The organism is Rubrivirga sp. SAORIC476, from assembly GCF_002283555.1.
Classification (GTDB): Bacteria; Bacteroidota; Rhodothermia; order Rhodothermales; family Rubricoccaceae; genus Rubrivirga.
Genome location: NZ_MVOI01000006.1, coordinates 727,049 through 746,348, shown reverse-complemented (window position 1 = coordinate 746,348; position 19,300 = coordinate 727,049). Strand labels below are relative to the sequence as shown.

The 19,300-nt window shown below is 70.8% G+C and carries 11 protein-coding genes; all 11 read right to left on the bottom strand.

The window, feature by feature from the left end:
* Positions 1-40: 40 nt before the first annotated feature.
* The 11 genes from B1759_RS14690 to B1759_RS14645 all read right to left on the bottom strand — a co-directional run bounded on the left by B1759_RS14690 (position 41) and on the right by B1759_RS14645 (position 19,259).
* Positions 41-862: a carbohydrate ABC transporter permease gene (locus B1759_RS14690; RefSeq protein ID WP_095515804.1), complete on the bottom strand. Its 822-nt coding sequence runs from the start codon at positions 860-862 to the stop codon at positions 41-43.
* Between the two features lie 52 nt (positions 863-914).
* A complete protein-coding gene (locus B1759_RS14685) occupies positions 915-1,796 on the bottom strand; it encodes a carbohydrate ABC transporter permease (protein ID WP_095515803.1) in 882 nt (293 codons plus the stop codon).
* Between the two features lie 95 nt (positions 1,797-1,891).
* A complete protein-coding gene (locus B1759_RS14680) occupies positions 1,892-3,169 on the bottom strand; it encodes a sugar ABC transporter substrate-binding protein (RefSeq protein ID WP_095515802.1) in 1,278 nt (425 codons plus the stop codon).
* A 48-nt stretch (positions 3,170-3,217) separates the two neighbouring features.
* The gene (locus B1759_RS14675; RefSeq protein WP_158225285.1) at positions 3,218-5,365 is read right to left on the bottom strand and encodes a glucoamylase family protein; all 2,148 of its coding nucleotides are present in this window, start codon (positions 5,363-5,365) and stop codon (positions 3,218-3,220) included.
* Positions 5,366-5,367: 2 nt separating this feature from the next.
* Positions 5,368-7,926 carry a glycoside hydrolase family 2 TIM barrel-domain containing protein gene (locus tag B1759_RS14670; RefSeq protein ID WP_158225284.1) on the bottom strand — a complete coding sequence of 853 codons (2,559 nt, stop codon included), beginning with the start codon at positions 7,924-7,926 and terminating at the stop codon, positions 5,368-5,370.
* Between the two features lie 80 nt (positions 7,927-8,006).
* Positions 8,007-9,542, bottom strand: coding sequence for a sulfatase (locus B1759_RS14665; RefSeq protein ID WP_095515800.1), 1,536 nt, complete (start codon positions 9,540-9,542; stop codon positions 8,007-8,009).
* Positions 9,539-9,682, bottom strand: coding sequence for a hypothetical protein (locus B1759_RS19795; protein ID WP_158225283.1), 144 nt, complete (start codon positions 9,680-9,682; stop codon positions 9,539-9,541). The genes B1759_RS14665 and B1759_RS19795 overlap by 4 nt, the downstream gene beginning before the upstream one ends.
* A 22-nt stretch (positions 9,683-9,704) precedes the next feature.
* On the bottom strand, positions 9,705-12,026 hold the full coding sequence (bglX, locus tag B1759_RS14660; protein ID WP_095515799.1) for a beta-glucosidase BglX: 2,322 nt from the start codon (positions 12,024-12,026) through the stop codon (positions 9,705-9,707).
* Positions 12,026-14,854: a glucoamylase family protein gene (locus B1759_RS14655; RefSeq protein ID WP_158225282.1), complete on the bottom strand. Its 2,829-nt coding sequence runs from the start codon at positions 14,852-14,854 to the stop codon at positions 12,026-12,028. Before B1759_RS14655 ends, bglX begins: the two co-directional genes overlap by 1 nt.
* 131 nt (positions 14,855-14,985) lie before the next feature.
* Positions 14,986-15,987, bottom strand: a complete 1,002-nt coding sequence (locus tag B1759_RS14650) for a PorV/PorQ family protein (protein WP_095515798.1) — start codon at positions 15,985-15,987, stop codon at positions 14,986-14,988.
* Positions 15,988-15,992: 5 nt separating this feature from the next.
* A complete protein-coding gene (locus tag B1759_RS14645) occupies positions 15,993-19,259 on the bottom strand; it encodes a hypothetical protein (protein WP_095515797.1) in 3,267 nt (1,088 codons plus the stop codon).
* Positions 19,260-19,300: the final 41 nt, after the last annotated feature.

The window sequence follows — 19,300 nt, the reverse complement described above, 5'->3', positions numbered from 1 at the left end:
GAGGGAGGAGCTGCGTCGACGGGGCCCCTCCCTCACGCCCCTACCCCTTCACGCCGCCGAGCATGATGCCGCGGACGTAGTGGCGCTGGAGGGCGAGGAAGACGACGAGCACCGGCAGCGTGGTCACGACGGCGCCCGCCATCATGAACTCGTTGTCCTGCACCCGCTCGCGCGTGAGCGTCGCCAGCGCGACGGGCAGGGTGTACAGGTCGTCGTCGGTGAGGACGATCAGAGGCCACATGAAGTCGTTCCACGACCCCATGAAGGTGAACAGGGCCAGCGTCACGAGGACGGGGCGCATGAGAGGCATCGCGATGCGCCAGTAGATCTCGAACTCGGTCGCCCCGTCGATGCGCGCCGCCTCCAGCAGGCTCTCCGGGATCGAGAGCGCGAACTGGCGAATGAGAAAGATGCCGAAGATGCTCGCCGCCGCCGGGACGATGACGCCCGCGTACGAGTTGACCAGCCCGAGCGCGCGCATCTCCAGAAACAGCGGCAGCATCGCCACCTGCGCCGGGATCACGAGCGCGGCCAGCAGCGAGCGGAACAGCTTCTCCCGCCCCCGGAAGCGGAGCTTGGCGAAGGCGTACCCGGCCAGCGAGTTGATGAACAGCGAGACGACGGTGACGGCCGTCGCCACCAGCGCGCTGTTGAGGAGGTAGCGGCCCATGTCGGCGCGCGCGAACAGGGCCTGGTAGTGCTCCAACGTCGGCGTCGACGGCAGCAGCGGCGGCGGAAACGTGCTGGCCTCGCCGCTCGGCATGAACGACGCCGACAGCATCCACAGCAGCGGGAACGCCGTCACGGCCGCGACCCCGAGGAGCGCGACGTGGAGGAGCGTCGTGGTGAGGCGTCGGTTCATCGGGTGGCGGGTGCCTCCACCTCGGTGCCGAGGCGGGCGATGTCGGTGGCGCTCATGGGTCCCCTCGCTGCAGGCGAAGCTGCACGAGCGTCCCGACCAGCATCATCGCGAACAGGACGAAGGCGACGGCGGAGGCGTAGCCCAGATTCCACCACTTGAAGCCCTCCTCGTACATCAGGTAGACCACGCTGACGGTGCTCCTGAGCGGGCCGCCCTCGGTCATCACGTAGGGCTCGGCGAAGAGCTGGAAGTAGCCGATCATGGTGATCACGCCGACGAACAGGAACGTCGGCGCGAGCTCTGGGAGCGTTACGTGGCGGAACTGCGCCCACCACCCGGCCCCGTCGATCCGCGCGGCCTCGTAGAGTTCCTCGGGGACGCCCGCGAGCCCGGCCACGAAGATGATCATGTTGTACCCGAAGTTCTTCCACACGGCCAGCCCGATGATGGCCGGCATCGCCCAGGCCGGGTCGCCCAGCCAGTCGACGCCCTCAATGCCGACCGCGCCCAGCGCCGCGTTGAGCAGCCCGTACTGGCCGTTGTAGAGGTACCGCCAGACGACCGCGACGGCGACGAGCGTGGTCACGACGGGCGCGAAGAAGACCGTCCGCCAGAGCCCCTTCCAGCGCGTCAGCTTCGAGCTAACCAGCAGCGCGGTGCCCAGCGACACGGCCACCGACAACGGGCCGCCGACGACGACGAAGTAGAGCGTATTCCGGAGCGCCTGCCAGAACTCAGCCGACTGCGCCAGTTCCGCGTAGTTCTTCAGCCCCACGAACCGCGCCGTGCTGGGGTCGGCGAGGGCGTAGAGGTCGAAGTCGGTCAGGCTCAGCGCGAGCGCGGCGGCGACCGGCAGGAAGAAGAACAGCCCGATCACCAGCAGCGACGGCGCGATGAACAGCGCCGCCGCCCGGCTGGCGGCCGTCTGCGGCATCCGCGGACGCCACCGGACCCGCCTCGGTGCCGAGGTGGGCACAGCGGGCGGGCCGACGGTCGCCGCGAGGTCGGCGTCGGTATGGGTGACGGTGCTCATCGCCCCACCTCGCGGTCCAGCAGCCAGCGCCGCTTTTCGAGGGCCCGGTCCACGTCCGCGTCCAGCGCGGCGAGCGCTTCGTCGATGGTGCGCTGGCCGCGCGCCGCCGCCTCGGCGTACTGGCGGATGGTCTGCGCGATGCGCTCCTGCTCCGGGATCTTGGGGGTCGGGCGGACGTGCGCCAGTTGCTCGAAGAAGGCCCGCGCGTAGGGATCGGAGGCGAGGCCGGTCGTCTCCCAGACCGACGCCCGCGGCGGGAGGTCGCCCGTGAGCGCGTTGAACTCGGCCTGGATGTCGGGCCGCGAGAGGAACTCGACCAGCAGCCACGCCTCGGCCTTGTGGGGCGACCGCTCGAAGATGACCAGGCTGGCCCCGCCCGCGACCGAGACGCCCGGCGTGCCCGGGTCCGGGCCGGGAATGGGCGCCGTCCCCCAGTCGTCCGGGTGCTCGGTCAGGCGGCGCTGGAACTCGCCGATGTTCCAGGGGCCAGTGATGGTGCTCGCGAAGCGCCCGCGGTCGATCTCCTGGTACAGGTTCGAGATCTCGGTCCCCGAGGTCGCCGGCGCCAGCCCCTCGCGGAAGAGGTCGACGTAGAACGTGAACGCGCGCCGGAAGCCGTCGCTGCGGAAGTTGCCGTAGCGGTCGCCGTCGCGGAGCACGTCGGCGGTGTTGAGGCCGAGGATGAGCGGCGGCTCGAACTCGTTGACGGGGAGCAGGATCGGGTAGCCGCCCTCCGGCTGGACCGCCTTCACGGCGTGCATGGCCTCGACCCACCCGTCCCAGGTGTCCGGCATCGCGTCGTAGCCCGCCTGGGCGAACAGGTCGGTCCGGTAGAAGAGCAGCCGCGTGTCGACGTACCACGGGACGCCCCACAGCCGGCCGTCGATCACGTTGGTGTCCCATACGCCGGAGAAGTAGTCCGCCTCGTCCACCACGGCCGACCGGCGAACGTAGGGCGTGAGGTCCTCCAGCGCGCCGAGCGCCTCCATCTCGGCGACCCACGTGTTGCCGAACTGCGACACGTCGGGCGTGGAGCGGCCCGCGAACGCCGTCAGCAGCTTCTCGTGGACGGAGGTCCAGGGCTGCTGCTGGACCTCGACGCGGATACCGGGGTGCTCGGCCTCGAACCGCTCGATGAGCGGCTGCACCTTCTCTCCCTCGGCGCCCATCGCCCAGAACTCCAGCACCACCTCGTCCGCGTCCGCCTCGGCGCAGCCCGCGAGGGGGCCGAGCGCGACGCCGAGGCCGAGGAGCAGGAGGAGGCGGACGGTCATGGTGGCGTGTGGGCGTGGCCTGGGCGGAGTCGCCCAGCCCCCCTTCGTCTAGTTGCCGGCGAGGACGGTGGCGGCGACGCCGGCGTCGCGGACGCGCTCGAAGAAGACGCGGTGGGCGGCGTCGTTGTAGTGGACGTTGTCGCCCGACCCCCAATCGGCGTCCTGGCCGCCGTCGGTGTCCTCGAAGCCGGTCCAGAAGTCGATGGCGCGGTCGCCGTAGCGGGCCCGGATCTGGTCGCGGACGGCGCGCTGGACCGCGACCTGCTCGGGGTCAGAAAAATCGCGCGGCTGCGTCGTGGTGATCCAGACCGGGACCCCGGCGGCGTCGGCCTTCGCGATCATGGCGTCGAAGTTGGACATCTGCGTCGCCGCATCGACCCCGTAGGCGGCGTCGTTGGACGGCAGGTTGATGACGATGGCGTCCGGATTGCGGGCGAGCGCCGCGTCGATGTTGCGCGCCGGGTCGGGCGCGTTCCGGATGTGGTCAGGAGCGACGGTCCCGCCGGGCATCAGGTGGAACGTCGCATACCCGCCGCGGGCGAGGTTGAGCACGTCGAACCGCGCGTCGACGCCCTCCAGGTGGGTGCGGAAGCGATTCACCCAGGTGCTGTCGCGGTGCGTCGGGCCAGTGCCCTCGGCCGTCGAGGAGCCCAGGACCACCACCAGCAGGCGGTCGGCGCCAGGGCCCTCGGCCACCCGGGCGGGGGGCAGGTCGAGGGCCTCGACGGCTTCGGCGCGGGCGCCGTCGAGCCAGCCACCCTCGAAGCCGGCGCGCTGCAGGCCGCGAACGAGGTAGGGGCTGCGCTTGAGCGTCTCCCAGACGAGCCCCGTCCGGTAGTTCTCGGCCATGATCAGGATCGGGCCCTGGTCGATGCCGAGGTAGTCGTGGTCCACCCAGCCGTACGGCGTGACCTCCGAGTTGCGCTTGATCTGGACGTCCTCGAAGGTGAACGTCGGGTTGACGGCGTCGCGGAAGCCGTAGTCGTCGGTCCAGAGCGCGGGGTAGCGCTCGGCCATCGCCATCAGCGTCGGGATCGTGATCTCGGGCGCGAACGGGATCGAGCCGCCCGCGGCCGTCGGCGTGAGCGTGCCGTCGTCGTTGACGTGGTCCGTGCTGGCGCCGCGCGCCCAGTACGTGTGGAACTGGCGCTCCTCGCCGTTCACCTCGACGGCGGCGTCAGAGGGACCGTCGCTGGCCGTGAGGCCCCAAATCTCGGCCGAGTAGTCGGCCCAGCCGCCCGGGTTGTCGATGGCATAGGCCTGCTGGCTGAGCGTCGCCCGGCGGCTGTTCTCGAAGTAGTCGATGGGCTCGCCCTCCTCGGCCGATCGGTCGCGCATCCACTGGTCCTGGATGCCGCGGAAGTCGACGAACATGTGGCTGTACTGGTGGCCGAAGAGCGGCGTGAAGTTGACGTGCTCGTAGCCGTAGAAGTCTTCCCACTCGTAGGTGCTCGTCCAGGTCGGCCAGACGGACGCGTCGAGGGGGTGCGTCGGGGAACCGAGGCCGAGGAGGTAGAGGATCATCGCCTCGTTGTAGCCCCGCCAGTCGGCGCGCAGGAAGTCGGTTTCCGGGTGCCAGCCCATCGTGAGGCGCGTGTCGCCGGGCTTGCGGAACCACGGCCACTCGACGCGCTGGTAGAGCGAGTCGGCATAGGCCCGGATGTCCTGCTCCGCCTCGGCGGTCCCGTCGAAGTACTCGCGCGAGAACAGGACGCCCGCCATGAGCAGCGCCGTGTCGATGGTAGACAACTCGACGTTGCGGAAGCGCGTCGCGTCGTCGTACTCCAGGAAGTGGTAGAAGTAGCCGCGGTGGCCGGCCGTGCCGACCTGCTCGGGTCCCTGGGGCGCGGTGTAGAGGGTGCGGAGCGTCGTCAGCGTCCGCTCGGCGGCGGCGGCGCGCGTCACGAAGCCGCGCTCGGCGCCGATGCCGTAGGCCGGGAGCGCGAAGCCGATGGCAGCGACCGAGGAGAAGTCGCGGCTCGGGTAGCGGTCGTGCGTGAGGCCGTTCTCCGGGGTCGTCTCCCAGAACCAGCGGAAGGTGCGCGCTTGGAGCGTGTCGAGGAAGGCCTCCTCCTCGGCCGACATCGTGTAGGCGACGCCCTCCACCTCGGCGACCGAGGGGGGCGGAGCCAACGGGGCGGACGGCGCGCACGCGGCGACGGCCAGCAGGGCGAGGAGCAGAGGGAGTCGGGCCATGACTAGAGGCGGCGGAGGACGAGGGTGGACAGGACCGGACGCCCACCGTCTCCGGTGACGGCGAGGACGGGCGCGGTCGGCTGGGCGAGGGTGAACCGGACGCGGCTCTCGACGGCCCACCAGGGATCGGCGAGGTCGAGGCGGAGCATCCCGAGGGCGGGGCCGAGCGGGACGTGGTTCCGCGCCATCGCGGCGTGCTCGGCCTGGAGGCCCCACGCGGCATCCCCGAGCCGTACCGTAACGGTCCCCGGCTCGCCCCCCGCGCGGGCGGCACCGAGCGTGAGGTCGTAGGTCCCGGCGGGCAGCATCGGCAGCGACCAGACCGCAGGCATCTCGCGGAAGGACTGGAAGCGGGCGTCCTCCTCGGTCCCGTCGATGCGGTGGTGCGTGCGGCGGGCCTCCCCCACCGGCATCGGGCCGGGCCAGTCCGCCTCGGCGACGTAGACGAGGCCCGCCGGGTCGGCGAACGAGTGGTCGGCGCCGACGTTGAGGGCGACGGCGGGCGGGGCGTCGGCGGTCCCCTCGAAGAACGCGCCGAGGTCGGCGTAGTGGAGCGTGGTGGCGTGGAACACGGCCTGATCCCCCGACAGGCCGACTGCCTGGAGCGGGTTCTCCCCTGGCACGAGGTCGACCTCGAACACCACGAGCCCATCCTCCGGCACGGCGGGTCCCATGATCTTCGTGCCGACTGTCAGCCCCACCTCGTCGGCGTTCGAAAACACCCGCACGCGCTGGCGGTGCGGCCCGGACCGGTGCGGGTGGTCGTGCTCGACATGGATCACGAGATCGTCGCGGAGCATCGCCCGGTACAGGTGCGCCACGTCCTTCGGCGTCCGGTCGAAGAAGAAGAGCCCTTTCTGGTTGATGCCGTCCTTCGTGTCCTGGCGCCCGGCCGAGCCGAAGTCGAACTGGTTCCAGACCGCACTGCCGACCATCCACGGGCGGTCGAGGACGGTCCGCAGGGACGCCCGGTGGAAGTCCTCGGCGTGCTCGGTCGAGAAGTCGAAGCGGACCGGCCGGTCGCTGTGGATCCGCTCGTCGGAGCCTGCGCCGTACTCGCTCAGCATCAGCGGCACGTCCGGGTGCGCCGTGTGGAGGCTGTCGAGGAAGACGCCGAGGTCGGCGAACGTGTCGTGGTACCAGCCGAAGTAGAGGTTGAAGGCGAACACGTCGGCGGCGTCGGCGATGCGGTACGCGGCCTCGTTGAACGAAACCGCCATCGCGGTGAGGCGCGTGGCGTCCTCGGCCTGGGCGACCGCGTCCAGCCGCTCGGCGAGGGTGCGCACGTCGTCGACGTAATCCGGCGGCGCGTCCTCGGGGATTCGCAGCAGGATCTCGTTCATGTACCCCCACATCACGACGGACGGGTGGTTGTAATGCTGGCGGACCATCTCACGCAGTCGCCGCTCGGCGTTCGCGGCGAAGGCCTCCGATTGCGTGATCGTGTTGACGACCGGGATCTCCTCCCAGACGAGCAGCCCCAGCCGGTCGGCCTCGGCGAGCACGGCCTCGTCCTGCGGGTAGTGGGCCAGGCGGAGGAAGTCGAAGCCGGTCTCCTCCACGATCTGCACGTCGCGCCGGTGCTGGTCGTCGGAGAGCGCGTTGCCGAGGCCCGCCCAGTCCTGGTGGCGGTTCGTGCCGTGGAGCTGGCGACGGACGCCGTTGAGCATGAACCCGTCGCCGTCGGCGGCGACCCAGCGGAAGCCAAGCGGACTCGTGACCGCGTCCTGGTGCCGCCCGGCCGTGACCCGCGTCTCGACGCGGTAGACGGCGGGTGTCTCGGGCGTGTAGAGCGCCGGGTCGGAGATCGCCTCGCTCCACGCCTCGACCTCGACCGTCTCCCCCGCCCCGACTGCCGCGGTCTGCTGCCACACCGCTACGACGCCACCGGCCGGGTCGCGGAGCGTGTGCGTCACCATCGCCTGGACCGCCTCGAGGCCGTCGTTGACCACCCCGGCGCGGGCGCGGACCCGCGTGTCGCCGTCGGCCAGCGCCGGCGTGTCCAGCCGGACGCCCGAGGCGCCCCACGCGGTGCTCAGGTGGACCGCGTCGGTCTCGACCAGCCACACGTCGCGGTAGAGCCCCCCGTAGAACGTAAAGTCGGCATCGAGCGGCGGGATGTCGGCGTCGTGGCGGTTGTCCACGCGCACGGCGACGGTGTTGTCGCCGGGCCGTACAGCGTCGGTCACGTCGAGCGTGAACGCGGTGTAGCCACCCACGTGGCCGCCGACGGGCTGCCCGTTCACCCACACCTCGGCGACCTGATTGGCGCCCTCGACGTGCAGGAACCGGCGACGGCCGGGGCTGCCCGTCTCGGCACCGAGGTGGAGGGTACGCCGGTACCAGCCGATGCCGCGTCGGTAGCCGGGCACGTCGTCGAAGGCGTCCTCGGCGTTCCAGGTGTGCGGGAGGTCGACCTGCTCCCAGTTCGCGTCGTCGAAGGCCGGGGCGTCGGCGCCGGGGGAGTCGTCGTTCCAGAAGCGCCAGCCGTCGTTGACCGAGACCTGCGTCCGCTGGGCGAGCGCGGGCAGGACGAGACCCGAGCAGAGGAGAAGCGCCACCGCTCGCAGGCCGAGCAGAGCCGGACTGCGGTACCCCCTCGCGGGAGACCTCATCGTCGGTGCGGGCGTCCCGGTTCGCATCAGTCGTACACCAGCCGCTCGCCTGCCTTCCAGGAGCCGCGGCGCATCGGGACCCGCATGGCGTCGTCGGCCGCGAGGCGGTCGTAGAGGCGGCTGCGCATCTGGGCGGCTACCTGCGGCAGCGCCTCCACGAGGTTGGTCCGCTCCTCCGGGTCGGCGACGATGTCGTACAGCTCCTCGGTGTCCCAGACGCCGTGGTAGGTGATGAACTTGTACTGGTCGCCGCGCAGCGCGAAGGTCGTCGGCGTGTGGGGGAAGGCGTATTCCCAGTAGTACTCGTAGAGGAACTCGCGGTCGCCCGCGCCGCCGTCGCCGCCACGGAGCAGGTCGAGGAACGAGGTGCCGTCCATGTCGATGGCCGACCGCGTGCCGGTCAGTTCCAGGATCGTCGGCGCGATGTCGAGGTTGCGGACGAGGCCGTCGACGGTCGTGCCGGGCTCGATCCAGCCGGGCGCCCAGGCGAGCATCGGGATCCGGATCGACTCCTCGTAGGCGTTCCGCTTGTCGATCAGGCCGTGCTCGCCGAGCAGGAAGCCGTTGTCGCCGAGGTAGAGGACGAGTGTGGTCTCGTCCAGCCCCAGCTCTTCGAGCGTGTCGAGCACGCGGCCGACCGACTCGTCGGCGGCGAGCAGCGTGGAGGCGTAGCGGCGGTAGAAGTTGTCGAACCCGTCCATGCCCGGTCCGAGGTCGCCGTGGAACATGAAGTCGACGCCGTGCCAGGAGCCGCGCTGCTGGCGGACCCAGTGGGGCTTGCCGAGGTAGTTGCGCTCGGTGAGCCACATCGTCGGCGGGTACGGGATGGTGACGTCGTCGTAAGCGCCGGTGTGGCGCGGCGCGGGCTCGAACTCGGCGTGGACGGCCTTGTGGGACAGCTCCAGGAAGAACGGCTGGTCGCCGTCGCGGCCCTCGCGGAGCCAGTCGACCGCGTAGTCGGTCAGGATGTCGGTCGTGTAGCCGTCGTGCGGGATCTGGGTGCCGTCGACGTTGAGGAGCGGGTTCGTGTAGGCGCCCTGCCCGCGGAAGCTGACCCAGCGGTCGAAGCCGTCGCGCGGGCGGTCGTCGTCCTCGCCCATGTGCCACTTGCCGATGAACGCCGTCTGGTAGCCCGCTTCCTGGAGGTCCTCGGGGAAGAAGCGCGTCCCCTCCGGGATCGGGCTCGTGTTGTCCACGACGCCGTGCGTGTGGGCGTACTGGCCGGTCAGGATGCTCGCGCGGCTCGGCGAGCAGAGGCTCGTGGTGACGAACGCGTTGGCGAGGTGGGCGCCCCCGACCGCCATGCGGTCCAGGTTGGGCGTCCGCAGGAAGACGGGCGCGTCCGGGTGGAAGCCCATGAAGTCGTAGCGGTGGTCGTCGGTCAGGATGACGACCACGTTTCGCGGGGCGGGTCGCTGTGCGATGCGGGGCTGCGCCCACGCGGACGCCGAGGCGAGCACCGCCAGCGCGACCACGAGGGCTCGCTTCACCCGGTCCACGAGGGCGTTGCCCACGAAGGGAATGGACAGCACCGCGAGCAGGATCCAGAGGGCACGCTTCATGAGTCCATCCCGGGCAGGGTGAACCGGCGGACGCGCACCGGCACGGGCTGCGGCTCGTCGTCCTTGCCGAGGAGGCCGCGGAGCAGGCGTTCGAGGGCCTGCCCCCACTTCTTCAAGGTGTTGGCGGCGTCAGTCGACATGAGTCCGGAAGGTGAGGATGGGTTACTCGGCGACGAGTTCGAAGCGGGCGGCCTGCGTCTCGGCCGACGACCCGCCGACCCTGACCGTGAACCAGCCGGGCTCGACGGTCCACTCGCCGTCGCCCCAGAACTGGAGGTCGTCGGGCGTGAGGGAGAACGCGACGGTCTGCGTCTCGCCGGGGGCCAGCTCGATCCGCTCGAAGCCCTTCAGCTCCTGCACGGGGCGCGTGACGCTGGCGGCCTCGTCCCAGACGTAGAGCTGGACGACCTCCACGCCGACACGCTCGCCCGTGTTGGTCACGTCCACCGAGACCACGACCTCGCCCGCCTCGGGCCCGAGGCGGGGGGTGCTGAGACGCGGCGCGCTGTACCCGAACGTGGTGTAGCTCAGGCCGTGGCCGAACGGGTAGAGCGGCTCGACGGGCGCGTCGAGGTAGCGCGAGACGTACTTGTCGCTGGCGCCGGGCACGTCGTGCGGGCGACCGGTGCGGCGATGGTTGTAGTAGAGCGGCTCCTGGCCGGTCACGTGCGGGAACGTGACCGGCAGCTTGCCCGACGGGCTGTGGTACCCGAGGAGCACGTCGGCGACGGCGGGGCCCATCTCGCTGCCCAGGTGCCACACCTCCAGGATCGACGGCGCGATGGCGTCGAGGTCGGTGAGCGCGAGCGGCCGACCATTCGTGAGCAGCACCGCGACCGGCTTGTCCCCGGCCGCGTCGAGGACGCGCCGGGCCAGTTCCAGCTGCGCGCCCGGCAGGCGCGTGTCGGTCCGGCTGGCGGCCTCGCCGGTCAGCTCGCGGTGCTCGCCGAGCACCAGCACGACCGCATCCGAGGTCTCCGCGAGGCGGACGGCCTCGTCGTGGCCGGAGGTGTCCATCGAGAACGCCGTCTCGACCATCTGGAGGAACGGCCCACGCGGCACGACGGGGTAGCCGGGCGCGTAGCGGACCTCGGTGTTCGGCATCGCCTCGATGAGGGCGGGCAGGATGGGCGTCGTCTCGGGCCAGCGGCCCGCCCCCGCCCACGAGCCCATCGCCGAGACCGAGTCGGCCGCGAGCGCGCCGATGACAGCGACCGAGCCGAGGTCGCGGGCCAGCGGCAGCACGGGTCCCGCCGCTCCAGGGCGGGCGTCGTTCTTAAGGAGCACCATCGACTGGCGGGCCACGTCTCGGGCGATCGCGCGGTGCGCGTCCGAGAACAGGACGGTGGCCTCCTTGTCGGGGTCGGAGTACCGGTATGGGTCCTCGAACAGCCCGGCGCGGCGCTTGACGCGGAGCACGCGGCGGACGGCCTCGTCGATCACGTCCATCGGCAACGCGCCGCTCTCGACGAGCGCGGGCAGGTTGCGGGCGTAGATGCCGTCCACCATGCTCATGTCGACGCCCGCGACCAGCGCGCGGCGCCCTGCCTCGGCGCTGTCGGCGGCGATGCCGTGCCACATCAGCTCGCGGACGGCGGTGTAGTCGGCCACGACGAAGCCGTCGAAGCCCCACTCACCGCGGAGCACGTAGGTGAACAGCGCGTGGTCGCCGGTCGAGGGAACGCCGCCGATCTCATTGAAGGCCGACATCAGCGTCTGCGCACCGGCATCGACGGCGGCACGGAACGGAGGCAGGACGACCTCGCGGAGCGTCCGCTCGCTCAGGTCGGCCGTGTTGTAGTCGCGCCCGCCCTCGGCGAAGCCGTAGCCCGCGAAGTGCTTGGCGGTGGCGACCAGCGTCGTGTCCGAGGCGAGGTCCGTGAGCGTGTGGCCCTGGAAGCCGCGCACGCGCGCCTCGGCGAAGCGGCTGCCCAGGAACGGGTCCTCGCCCGCGCCCTCCACGATCCGGCCCCAGCGTCCGTCGCGGGCGATGTCGACCATCGGCGCGAACGTCCAGTGGATGCCGGCCGCCGCGGCCTCGCGGGCGGCGACACGGGCGGCCAGCTCGGCGGCGTCCAGGTTCCAGCTGGCGGTCTCCGCGAGCGGCACCGGGAAGACGGTCCGGAAGCCGTGCACCACGTCGTAGCCGATGATCAGCGGGATGCCGAGGCGGGACTCTTCGACGGCCACCTCCTGCGCCCGGCGCGTGGCCTCAGCGCCGTACACGTTGAGGAACGAGCCCACGCCGCCCGCGCGGATCACGTCCTCACCGCCCTGCGTGACGGCGGGCCCGGTCACGGCCCACTGGCCAGTGTACTGCGTCAGCTGGCCGAGCTTCTCCTCCACCGTCATCCGGGAGAGCAGGTCCTCGACGAGGGCCGCCTCGGCGTCCCAGTCGTAGCCCGCGTAGAAGGCCGGCGCAGGCTGGGCGCTCGCGGCGACGGTCAGCAAGGCGAGGGCGAGTACGGAACGGCGAATCAGCATCAGCGGGCGACGACGAGGGTGCGGGTGCGGACGAGGCCAGCGGCCTCCAGACGGACGATGTAGATGCCAGAGGCCACCGCCTCGGCATTCCAGTCGACGGTGGCGGCCCCTGCCGGGTGCTCGCCGTCGAGCAGGCGGGCGACCTCGCGGCCGAGCACGTCGACTACGGTCAGGCGAACGGGGCCGGCGGTGGCCAGCGACACGCCGAGGCGGACGCTTCCGGTGGTCGGGTTGGGCGCGGGCAGGGCCAGCGAGACGGTCGCCTCGGGGCCGGGCTCGTCAGCCACGGCAGGCACGTCGAAGCCCGCCCGCTCCAGGCCGACGCGCACGTCGGGGTGCGTCATGAACGACTCCCAGATGGCGCCCGTCCGGTCGTTCTCGATCATGAGCACGATCGGCCCCTGGTCGATGCCCAGTACGTCGCTCGCGAACCAGTTCTCCTGGATGTTGTAGGCGTCGCGGAGGCCGTAGTCACCCCAGAGGCGGGCGTAGTAGCGCTCGTAGAACGTCCGCAGGGCTGCGCGCGAGAGATCGGGCGTGAAGGCGTACGAGCCGCCTGCGGCGGTCGGCGTGATGGTCCCGTTGTCGCTCTGGGCGGGCGGCGCGCCGTGGGCGCGGTACCCGAACGGGTCGTCGGACGCCGTCAATCCCCACTCGTCGGCCGAGTAGTTGGGGTAGCCGCCGGGGTTGGCGATGGCGTAGTTGCGGCTGGCGAGCGTCGCGCGGCGGCTGTTCTCGAAGTAGGTGATGCCCCGGCCCCGCATGTAGTCGTCCTGCATGTTGCGGAAGTCGACCCAGACGTGGCTGTACTGGTGGCCGAAGAGCGGCGGGAAGGTGAGGAACGTGTAGCCGTACTGCGTCTGCCACTGGCTGCCGTAGCCGCCCGTCCACGCCTCCCAGGCGTCGTCCGCCAGAGGGAACGTCGGGGAGCCCATTCCCAGGATGTAGAGGAGCATGGCCTCGTTGTAGCCATTCCAGTCGCACAGATTGCCGTTGCAGATGTTGAATCCCTCCTCGGGCTTCCAGCCCAGCGTCACGAGCGGCGCCCGGTTGGCGGCCCACTGCCAGTCGACGCGCCGCCAGATCAGGTCGGCACGCGCGCGGATCGTCGCCTCGTCGCCGGTGCCGTCGTAGTACTGCGCCGCGTGGAGGACGCCGCCCAGCAGCAGCGCCGTGTCGATGGTCGAGAGTTCGTTCGTCCCCTGCCGCTCCCCGGTCTGCATGTTGAGGAAGTGGTAGAAGAAGCCCTTGTAGCCGCACGTGCCCGACGCCGCGTTGCCCTGGGGGCACGTCGCGAAGAAGTCCAGCGTCGCGAGCGTCCGCGCGACGCCCTGCTCGCGCGTGATCCAGCCCCGGTCGATGGCGACCGTGATGGCCGACAGCCCGAACCCGACCGACGCGATGGACGACGCCGAGCCCGGCGTGCTGCGGTCCTTGACGAGCCCGTTGGCCGGGTTTGCCTCGCGCCAGAAAAACTCGAACGCCCGCCGCGCCGTCTCGTCGATGTAAGGATCGGTCGCGCCCCCTACCGTCGCCTCGACCGCCTCCGAGTCCGCGCCCAGGATCGGGGCCGAGAGGCCGTTGTTCTGGACCGACCGTAGGACGTAGCGAACCGCCTCGCCATTCTCGGCGGTGAGGTCGAAGAAGGCGTCCCGCCGGACCACGTCGGGTGTGATCCGCTCGAACGGGCCGCCCGCGAGCGACTGGCGATAGACGACCACGCCGCTCGCTCCGGGAGCGGGCGCCCACCGCAGCCAGACCGTCTCGTCCCCCGCCTCGGCGGTGAGGCCGGTCGGCGGTGCCGGGCCATCGGGCACGCCGGTGTCGGCTCGCGCCGAGACCGCGTCGATCCAGAGCGTGCGCTCCGACGAGCCCGCCTCGGTGCTCTCCAGGACCACGCCCGCGATCTGCCCGAGGCCGACCGTGCCGAGCGGGCCGAAGTCGCGGATCGAGACGGCGCGCCGCTGCCACGTCGCCGGGTCGTCGTCGGTGCCGCTGGTGAAGACGGCCAGCCGGTAAGCGTCGCCGAGCGTCGGCGGGGTGGCGGGCGTGCCCTGCACCTGGACGCGCCACGTCTGGCGGAGCCGCCCCGTCGCCGGCTCCTCGGTCAGCACCTCGATGTACTCGCCGCTGGCGCTCAGCGTCCCGTCGCCGTCCGTGTCGACGAACCGGAACGCCAGTTCCAGGCCGCCCTCCGTGGCGACGGTGAACCTGGCGGGCACCGCCGGAACGCCGATGGCAGGGCTCGAGGTGGCGACGACCTGATTCGAGAACGTGATGCGGATCGACTCCGGATAGCCGGGCCGCGCGAGGTCGGCCGGGAGCACGTCGAGGTAGTCCACCGACACCGCGAGATCGGTCGCCGAGCCGTCTAGGAAACCGCTCCGGCTCGCCGCGAACCCGACCTGCGTGCCGAAGTCGAGCGGAAGCGCCGCCGTCTGGTCGCCGTCGGCATCCTGCAGGCGGACCTGCGGCAGCGCCACGCCGGGCACACCGACCGGCCCGTTGAGGAAGAGCACGAGGCTGTCCGCCTCAGTCAGGTCGAGCGGCGCGAAGCCGGGCGCACCGACGAGGATCTGCCACCTGCCGCCGTCACCTGACGCGTAAGTCAGCACCCCGACGTCCGTCCCGCTGGCGGCGGGACCCGAGGCGAGGGGCATCCGACCATCGACGAGGTCGAGCGTCGCGTTCCCCACCGCACCTCCGTCCGACGCCTCGTAGACCCCGCCATCTCCGCCGTCGTCCTCATCGAAGATCGGCGTCGCCGTCTGGGCACCCGCCGCAGTGGCGAGCAGGGCGGCGAGGAGAAAGGCGGACCGACGGATCACAAGAGAGGGGAGCCTGAAGAGGTCCCCTTCCGAACAGGAGGGGACGGGAGTGAACTCGGTGGGCTGGGCCTCAGACGATCTCCTCCCTCTGCCTCCCCCTCGGGGGGAAGGCGTCGCAGGAGGGACCGCGCCTAGAAGCCGAGGCCGAGGGTGAAGCGCTGGGTGGCGCCGAGGCGGCTGCCGTGGTCGGCCCAGGCGTAGTCGAACTGGAGATCGAAGCCGCTCACGCGGTAGGCGACGCCGCCACCGAGGCGAAGGCCGCCCTCTCCGTCCTCCAGGAACAGGTCCTGGTAGCCCGCGCGTGCCGAGATCAGGTTGGCGTACGTCCACTCGCCGCCCACGCTGATGCTGTTGCTGTTATCGCTCGGCTGGTAGGCGTCGGCGGCGAGCGTGAGCTGGCTGTCGCCCATGCGGACGGGCACGCTCATGCCGACCCGGAAGAACACCGGCAGCGCGTACTCCTCGGTCACCAGGGCGGCCGGGAGGTTGTCGTTGTCGCCGAAGACGTCTGGGTCCTGGTCGTACCGGATCCGCAGGTCGGTGCCGTCGAAGGAAGCTGGGACGCCGAAGTTGGAGATGCTGGCCCCGAGGACGGCTTGGAAGGGCAGCTCGTAGATGACGCCCGCGTCCAGCGCGATCGTCTGCGCGGAGCTGCGCCAGATCGTCTCCTGGACGTACTTGACGGTCGCCCCCGCGCCGAAGCGGTCCGTGAACTGCCGCCCGACGCCGATGCCGATGGCGAGATCCTCGACGGAGTAGCGCTCGCCCGTGCCCAGCGGCTGCTCGGCCGTCCGCACGTCGATGTCGCCCGAACTCAGCGACGACACCGAGAGGGCGACCGTCGTCGCAGAGCCCATCTTGAGCCCCACCGCGGCATAGTTGTAGTCGATGCCCGCCAGCCACGAGCTGTGCGAGAAGCCCGCGTTGGAGCCGGTCTGGAAGCCGAGCGCGCCAGGGTTGTAGTACGCCGACATCACGTCGGTCCGGGCGGTCGCGCCGACGTTGCCCTGCGCCGCGAGTGCGGCGCTGGGCTCGATCTGCAAGAACTGCCCGAACGTGGTGCCGGTCTTGGTCTGGGCGCTCAGAGGCGCCGCGGCGACGAGGGCCGCCAGGAGGAGAAGCGTGCGTGTCATGGCGGCTACTTGATGATGGCGAACCGGCCGACCGACTCGCCCACGTCGGGGGCGTCGACGTGGAAGAGGTACAGGCCCGGCGCGACCTCCAGGTTGTCCTTCGAGCGGAGGTCCCACGGCACCATGCCGGTCGTGAACCCGTCGTGCTGGAGCGTCTGGACGAGGTCGCCGGTGACGGTGTAGATGCGGATCGTGGCCCCCGCCGGGATGGCTCGGAACTCGATCCGCCGCGGGCCGCGCCCGGCGGTCGCGAAGCGCTCCGGCTCGAACGAGGCCGCGGCGACGTACGGGTTGGGCACCACGTACGGCTCCTGCTCCTCGAACTGGTTGGCCGCCCGCGCGGCGTCGACGAAGGCGGGCGAGGTCGTGAACTCGAACGCGTCGCCGGGCCCGAACGGCGTCAGCACGACGAGGCGGTAGACATCGCCCTGGCCCGGCGCGTCGGCGCCCTCGACCCACTCGATGCGCCAGGTCGGGCGGAGGGCCCCGCTGGCGTTGCGCGTGAGCAGGTCGATGAACTCGCCGCTCGCGCTCAGGGTGTTGTCGCCGTTGAGCTCACGGTAGAAAAACTCGTACTCGAAGCCCGAGGTGGCGCCGACGGGCTTGAACTTGGCCGGGGTCGCGGGCTGGCCGATGGCGGCCCGGGAGGTCGAGATCGGCGTGTCGGCGAAGGTCAGGATCACGTCCTCGGGGTACCCCTCGCGGATCAGGTTCCGCGGGATCGACCCCGTGTGGCTGCCCAGCAGTACCGTCGACGTGCTGCCCGAGGTGAAGCCGCTCGCGTCGGGTTCCACCTGGACGCCGTCGAGCGTCGTGACGATGGGCTGGATGCCGAACGCGATCGGGCCGGTGCGCTCGCCGCTGAAGTCGGTGCCGCCCTCGAAGACCGGCTCGCCGGTCGACAGGTCGATCAGCGAGTAGGTCCGCGCGGCGACGCTGTCGGCCGAGCCCTGGAACTCGACCCGGAAGCGGCCCTCCGGGACGTCATCCGAGTTGACGATCTCCGCGCTGACCGTTCCGGTGCCGGTGCCGGAGGTCTGGGTGACCTCGCTGGCCGTCGCGCCGACGTAGCCCGGCACGCGCGCGTTGGGGCGCACCTGCACGACGTTCGGCGGCAGGATGGTGCCGCCGCGGAGCGTCCGCGAGACCGTGATCGGGCTCTCGGAGGGGTAGAAGTTGAAGGCCTCCGAGCCGCTGTCATAGGACGTGACGGCGTAGTAGTAGGTCTGGCCGTTGACCACGTCGTCGTCGGTCCAGCGGTGGGTCAGACCCGTGTCGCTGCCGAGGTAGTACTGGATGCCGCTGACGGAGATGTTCGAGTAGCCGGTGATCCCGTTGGCGAGGTCGAACTGGGCCTCGGGCCGGCCGTTGCCCAGCGGGCCCGTGCCGCGCCCGTCGAGGATGACCTGCGGGTCGAGGAAGTTGGGGTCCGTGGACCGGTAGATCCGGTAGCCCTCGAAGTCGTTGAGGTTTGTCACCGGGTCGATGGAACGCTCGGCGCGCGTGTCCCAGACGAGCGTGACCTTGCCGTCCTCGGCGAACGCCTGGACAGTCGGCAGCGGCGGCGGCGTCGCGAAGCGGTAGTTGGCGTCGTAGATCGACTGGACCACCTCGACGTTGTCCTGCAGGTCGGTCAGGTTGGAGCCGTAGGCCAGCGCGAGGCTGAAGCGCTCGCGGCGCCCGATGTCGAGCGTGAACGGCCCCGAGGCGAAGAGGAACCCGACGTTGTAGTTGTTGACGATCGTCGGGTCGAAGGCGACGTTCGGGTCGGGGTTCGAGAACTGGTTGTAGAGCCGCTCCGGCCAGTTCTGCTCGTTGGTGAAGAACACGATGCCGTCGGTCTCGCCGGCCCCTCGGATGCGGTTCAGCTTGAAACCCGTCAGGCCGATCTGGTCCGACTCTGTGATGTCGGTCTGGTTGAAGTTGGGCTCGCCGTCGGTGGGCATGCCGTCGTTCTCGCCGGTGTCCGGGACGCCCGACCCGAACGTGGCGTCGTCGGCGTAGACGCCGTCGCGGCCGGTGTCGGAGAACTCGGCGGTCCAGTCGAGGTCCTCGTCGCCGGTCCACCACACGCCCGCCACATAGGCCGGGCGGGTCTCCAGGGCGCCGTACTCGGTCTCGAACTGGCTCAGGTCGTAGCCCCGCGCGAGCATGGCGGCGCGGATGTTCTCCTGGCCCTCGATCCGGTCTCCGGGCCCGTTGTCGCGGCGCTCGTCGATGATGCCGTCGTCGTCGTTGTCGATGCCGTCGGTGGCGTCGCCGGGGGTTTCGAGGTAGGCGTAGCCGAGGTAGCCCGTCTTCTCACAGTTGGACCGGAGGCTGACCCCGTTGCCGCCCTCGTCCCACGTGTAGACGAGGTCCAGGTCCCGGCCCTCGACGTTCTGCACGAAGCGCGCGTTGTCGTCGTCGCTCTCGGCGACGCCGTCGCACGAGATGCCCGAGCCCCCCACGCCCGAGTCCATGTAGAGGCCGAAGATGATGTCGTCGTACTGGGTCGTCGACTCGTTGACGATGTCGTAGTGCCAGAAGATGACGTCCTGCGCCTGCGGGTTGGACCACTGGAAGCCGCGGACCTCGACGCGGAGCCCGAGGCCGCGCCGCGTCCGGTCGCGGCTGTCCGGGAAGAAGCCGAACGCGTCGTAGAGGTTGTCGTCCATGACGTAGAACGACTCTTGGTCGGCGTTGGGGCGCTTGCCGAAGAAGCCGTTCCACGAGCCGCACCAGCCCGGATCGTCCGGGTCGTCGCGCTTGTCGTACCAGCACTCGGTGGGGTCGGAGGCGGGATCGAAGACGCCACCTGGGGCCGCCGCGCCGGGCCACGTCCGGAAGTCGTTCGAGATGGCCGTCGAGCGCCCCGCGTTGATGGTCGGGTCCGCCTCGGCGTAGCCGGGGCGGGGCTCGAACCGCATGATGCGGCTGGAGATGGGGCTGGTGGCCTGCCGCTCGCGGAAGCCGGTCAGCATGATGTAGGCCTGGGTCCCGTTGGCCTGGGTGACCTTCGCGAGCACGTAGGGCGTGATGCCGTCGGAGTAGTTGAGGCCGATCCCACGAGGGACCTCGACGGAGTGGAACACGCTCAGGTCGGCGCCGCCCTGGAAGTCGCCCACCATGCCGTAGTTGTAGAACAACGTCCGCATGCGGTTGGCGTCGTGGAGGCCCTGCCGCTCGGCGTTGATGCTGCCGCGGAACTCGGGCGGCGTGACGGGCAGGGGCGTCTGCGCGCTCACGGCCACCGAGGCGAGCAGGAGGAGGACGGGGAGAAGTCGGTTCATCCGATCAGAGTGTGGGGGGAGGGGGGCGCGGCGGAGGCAGC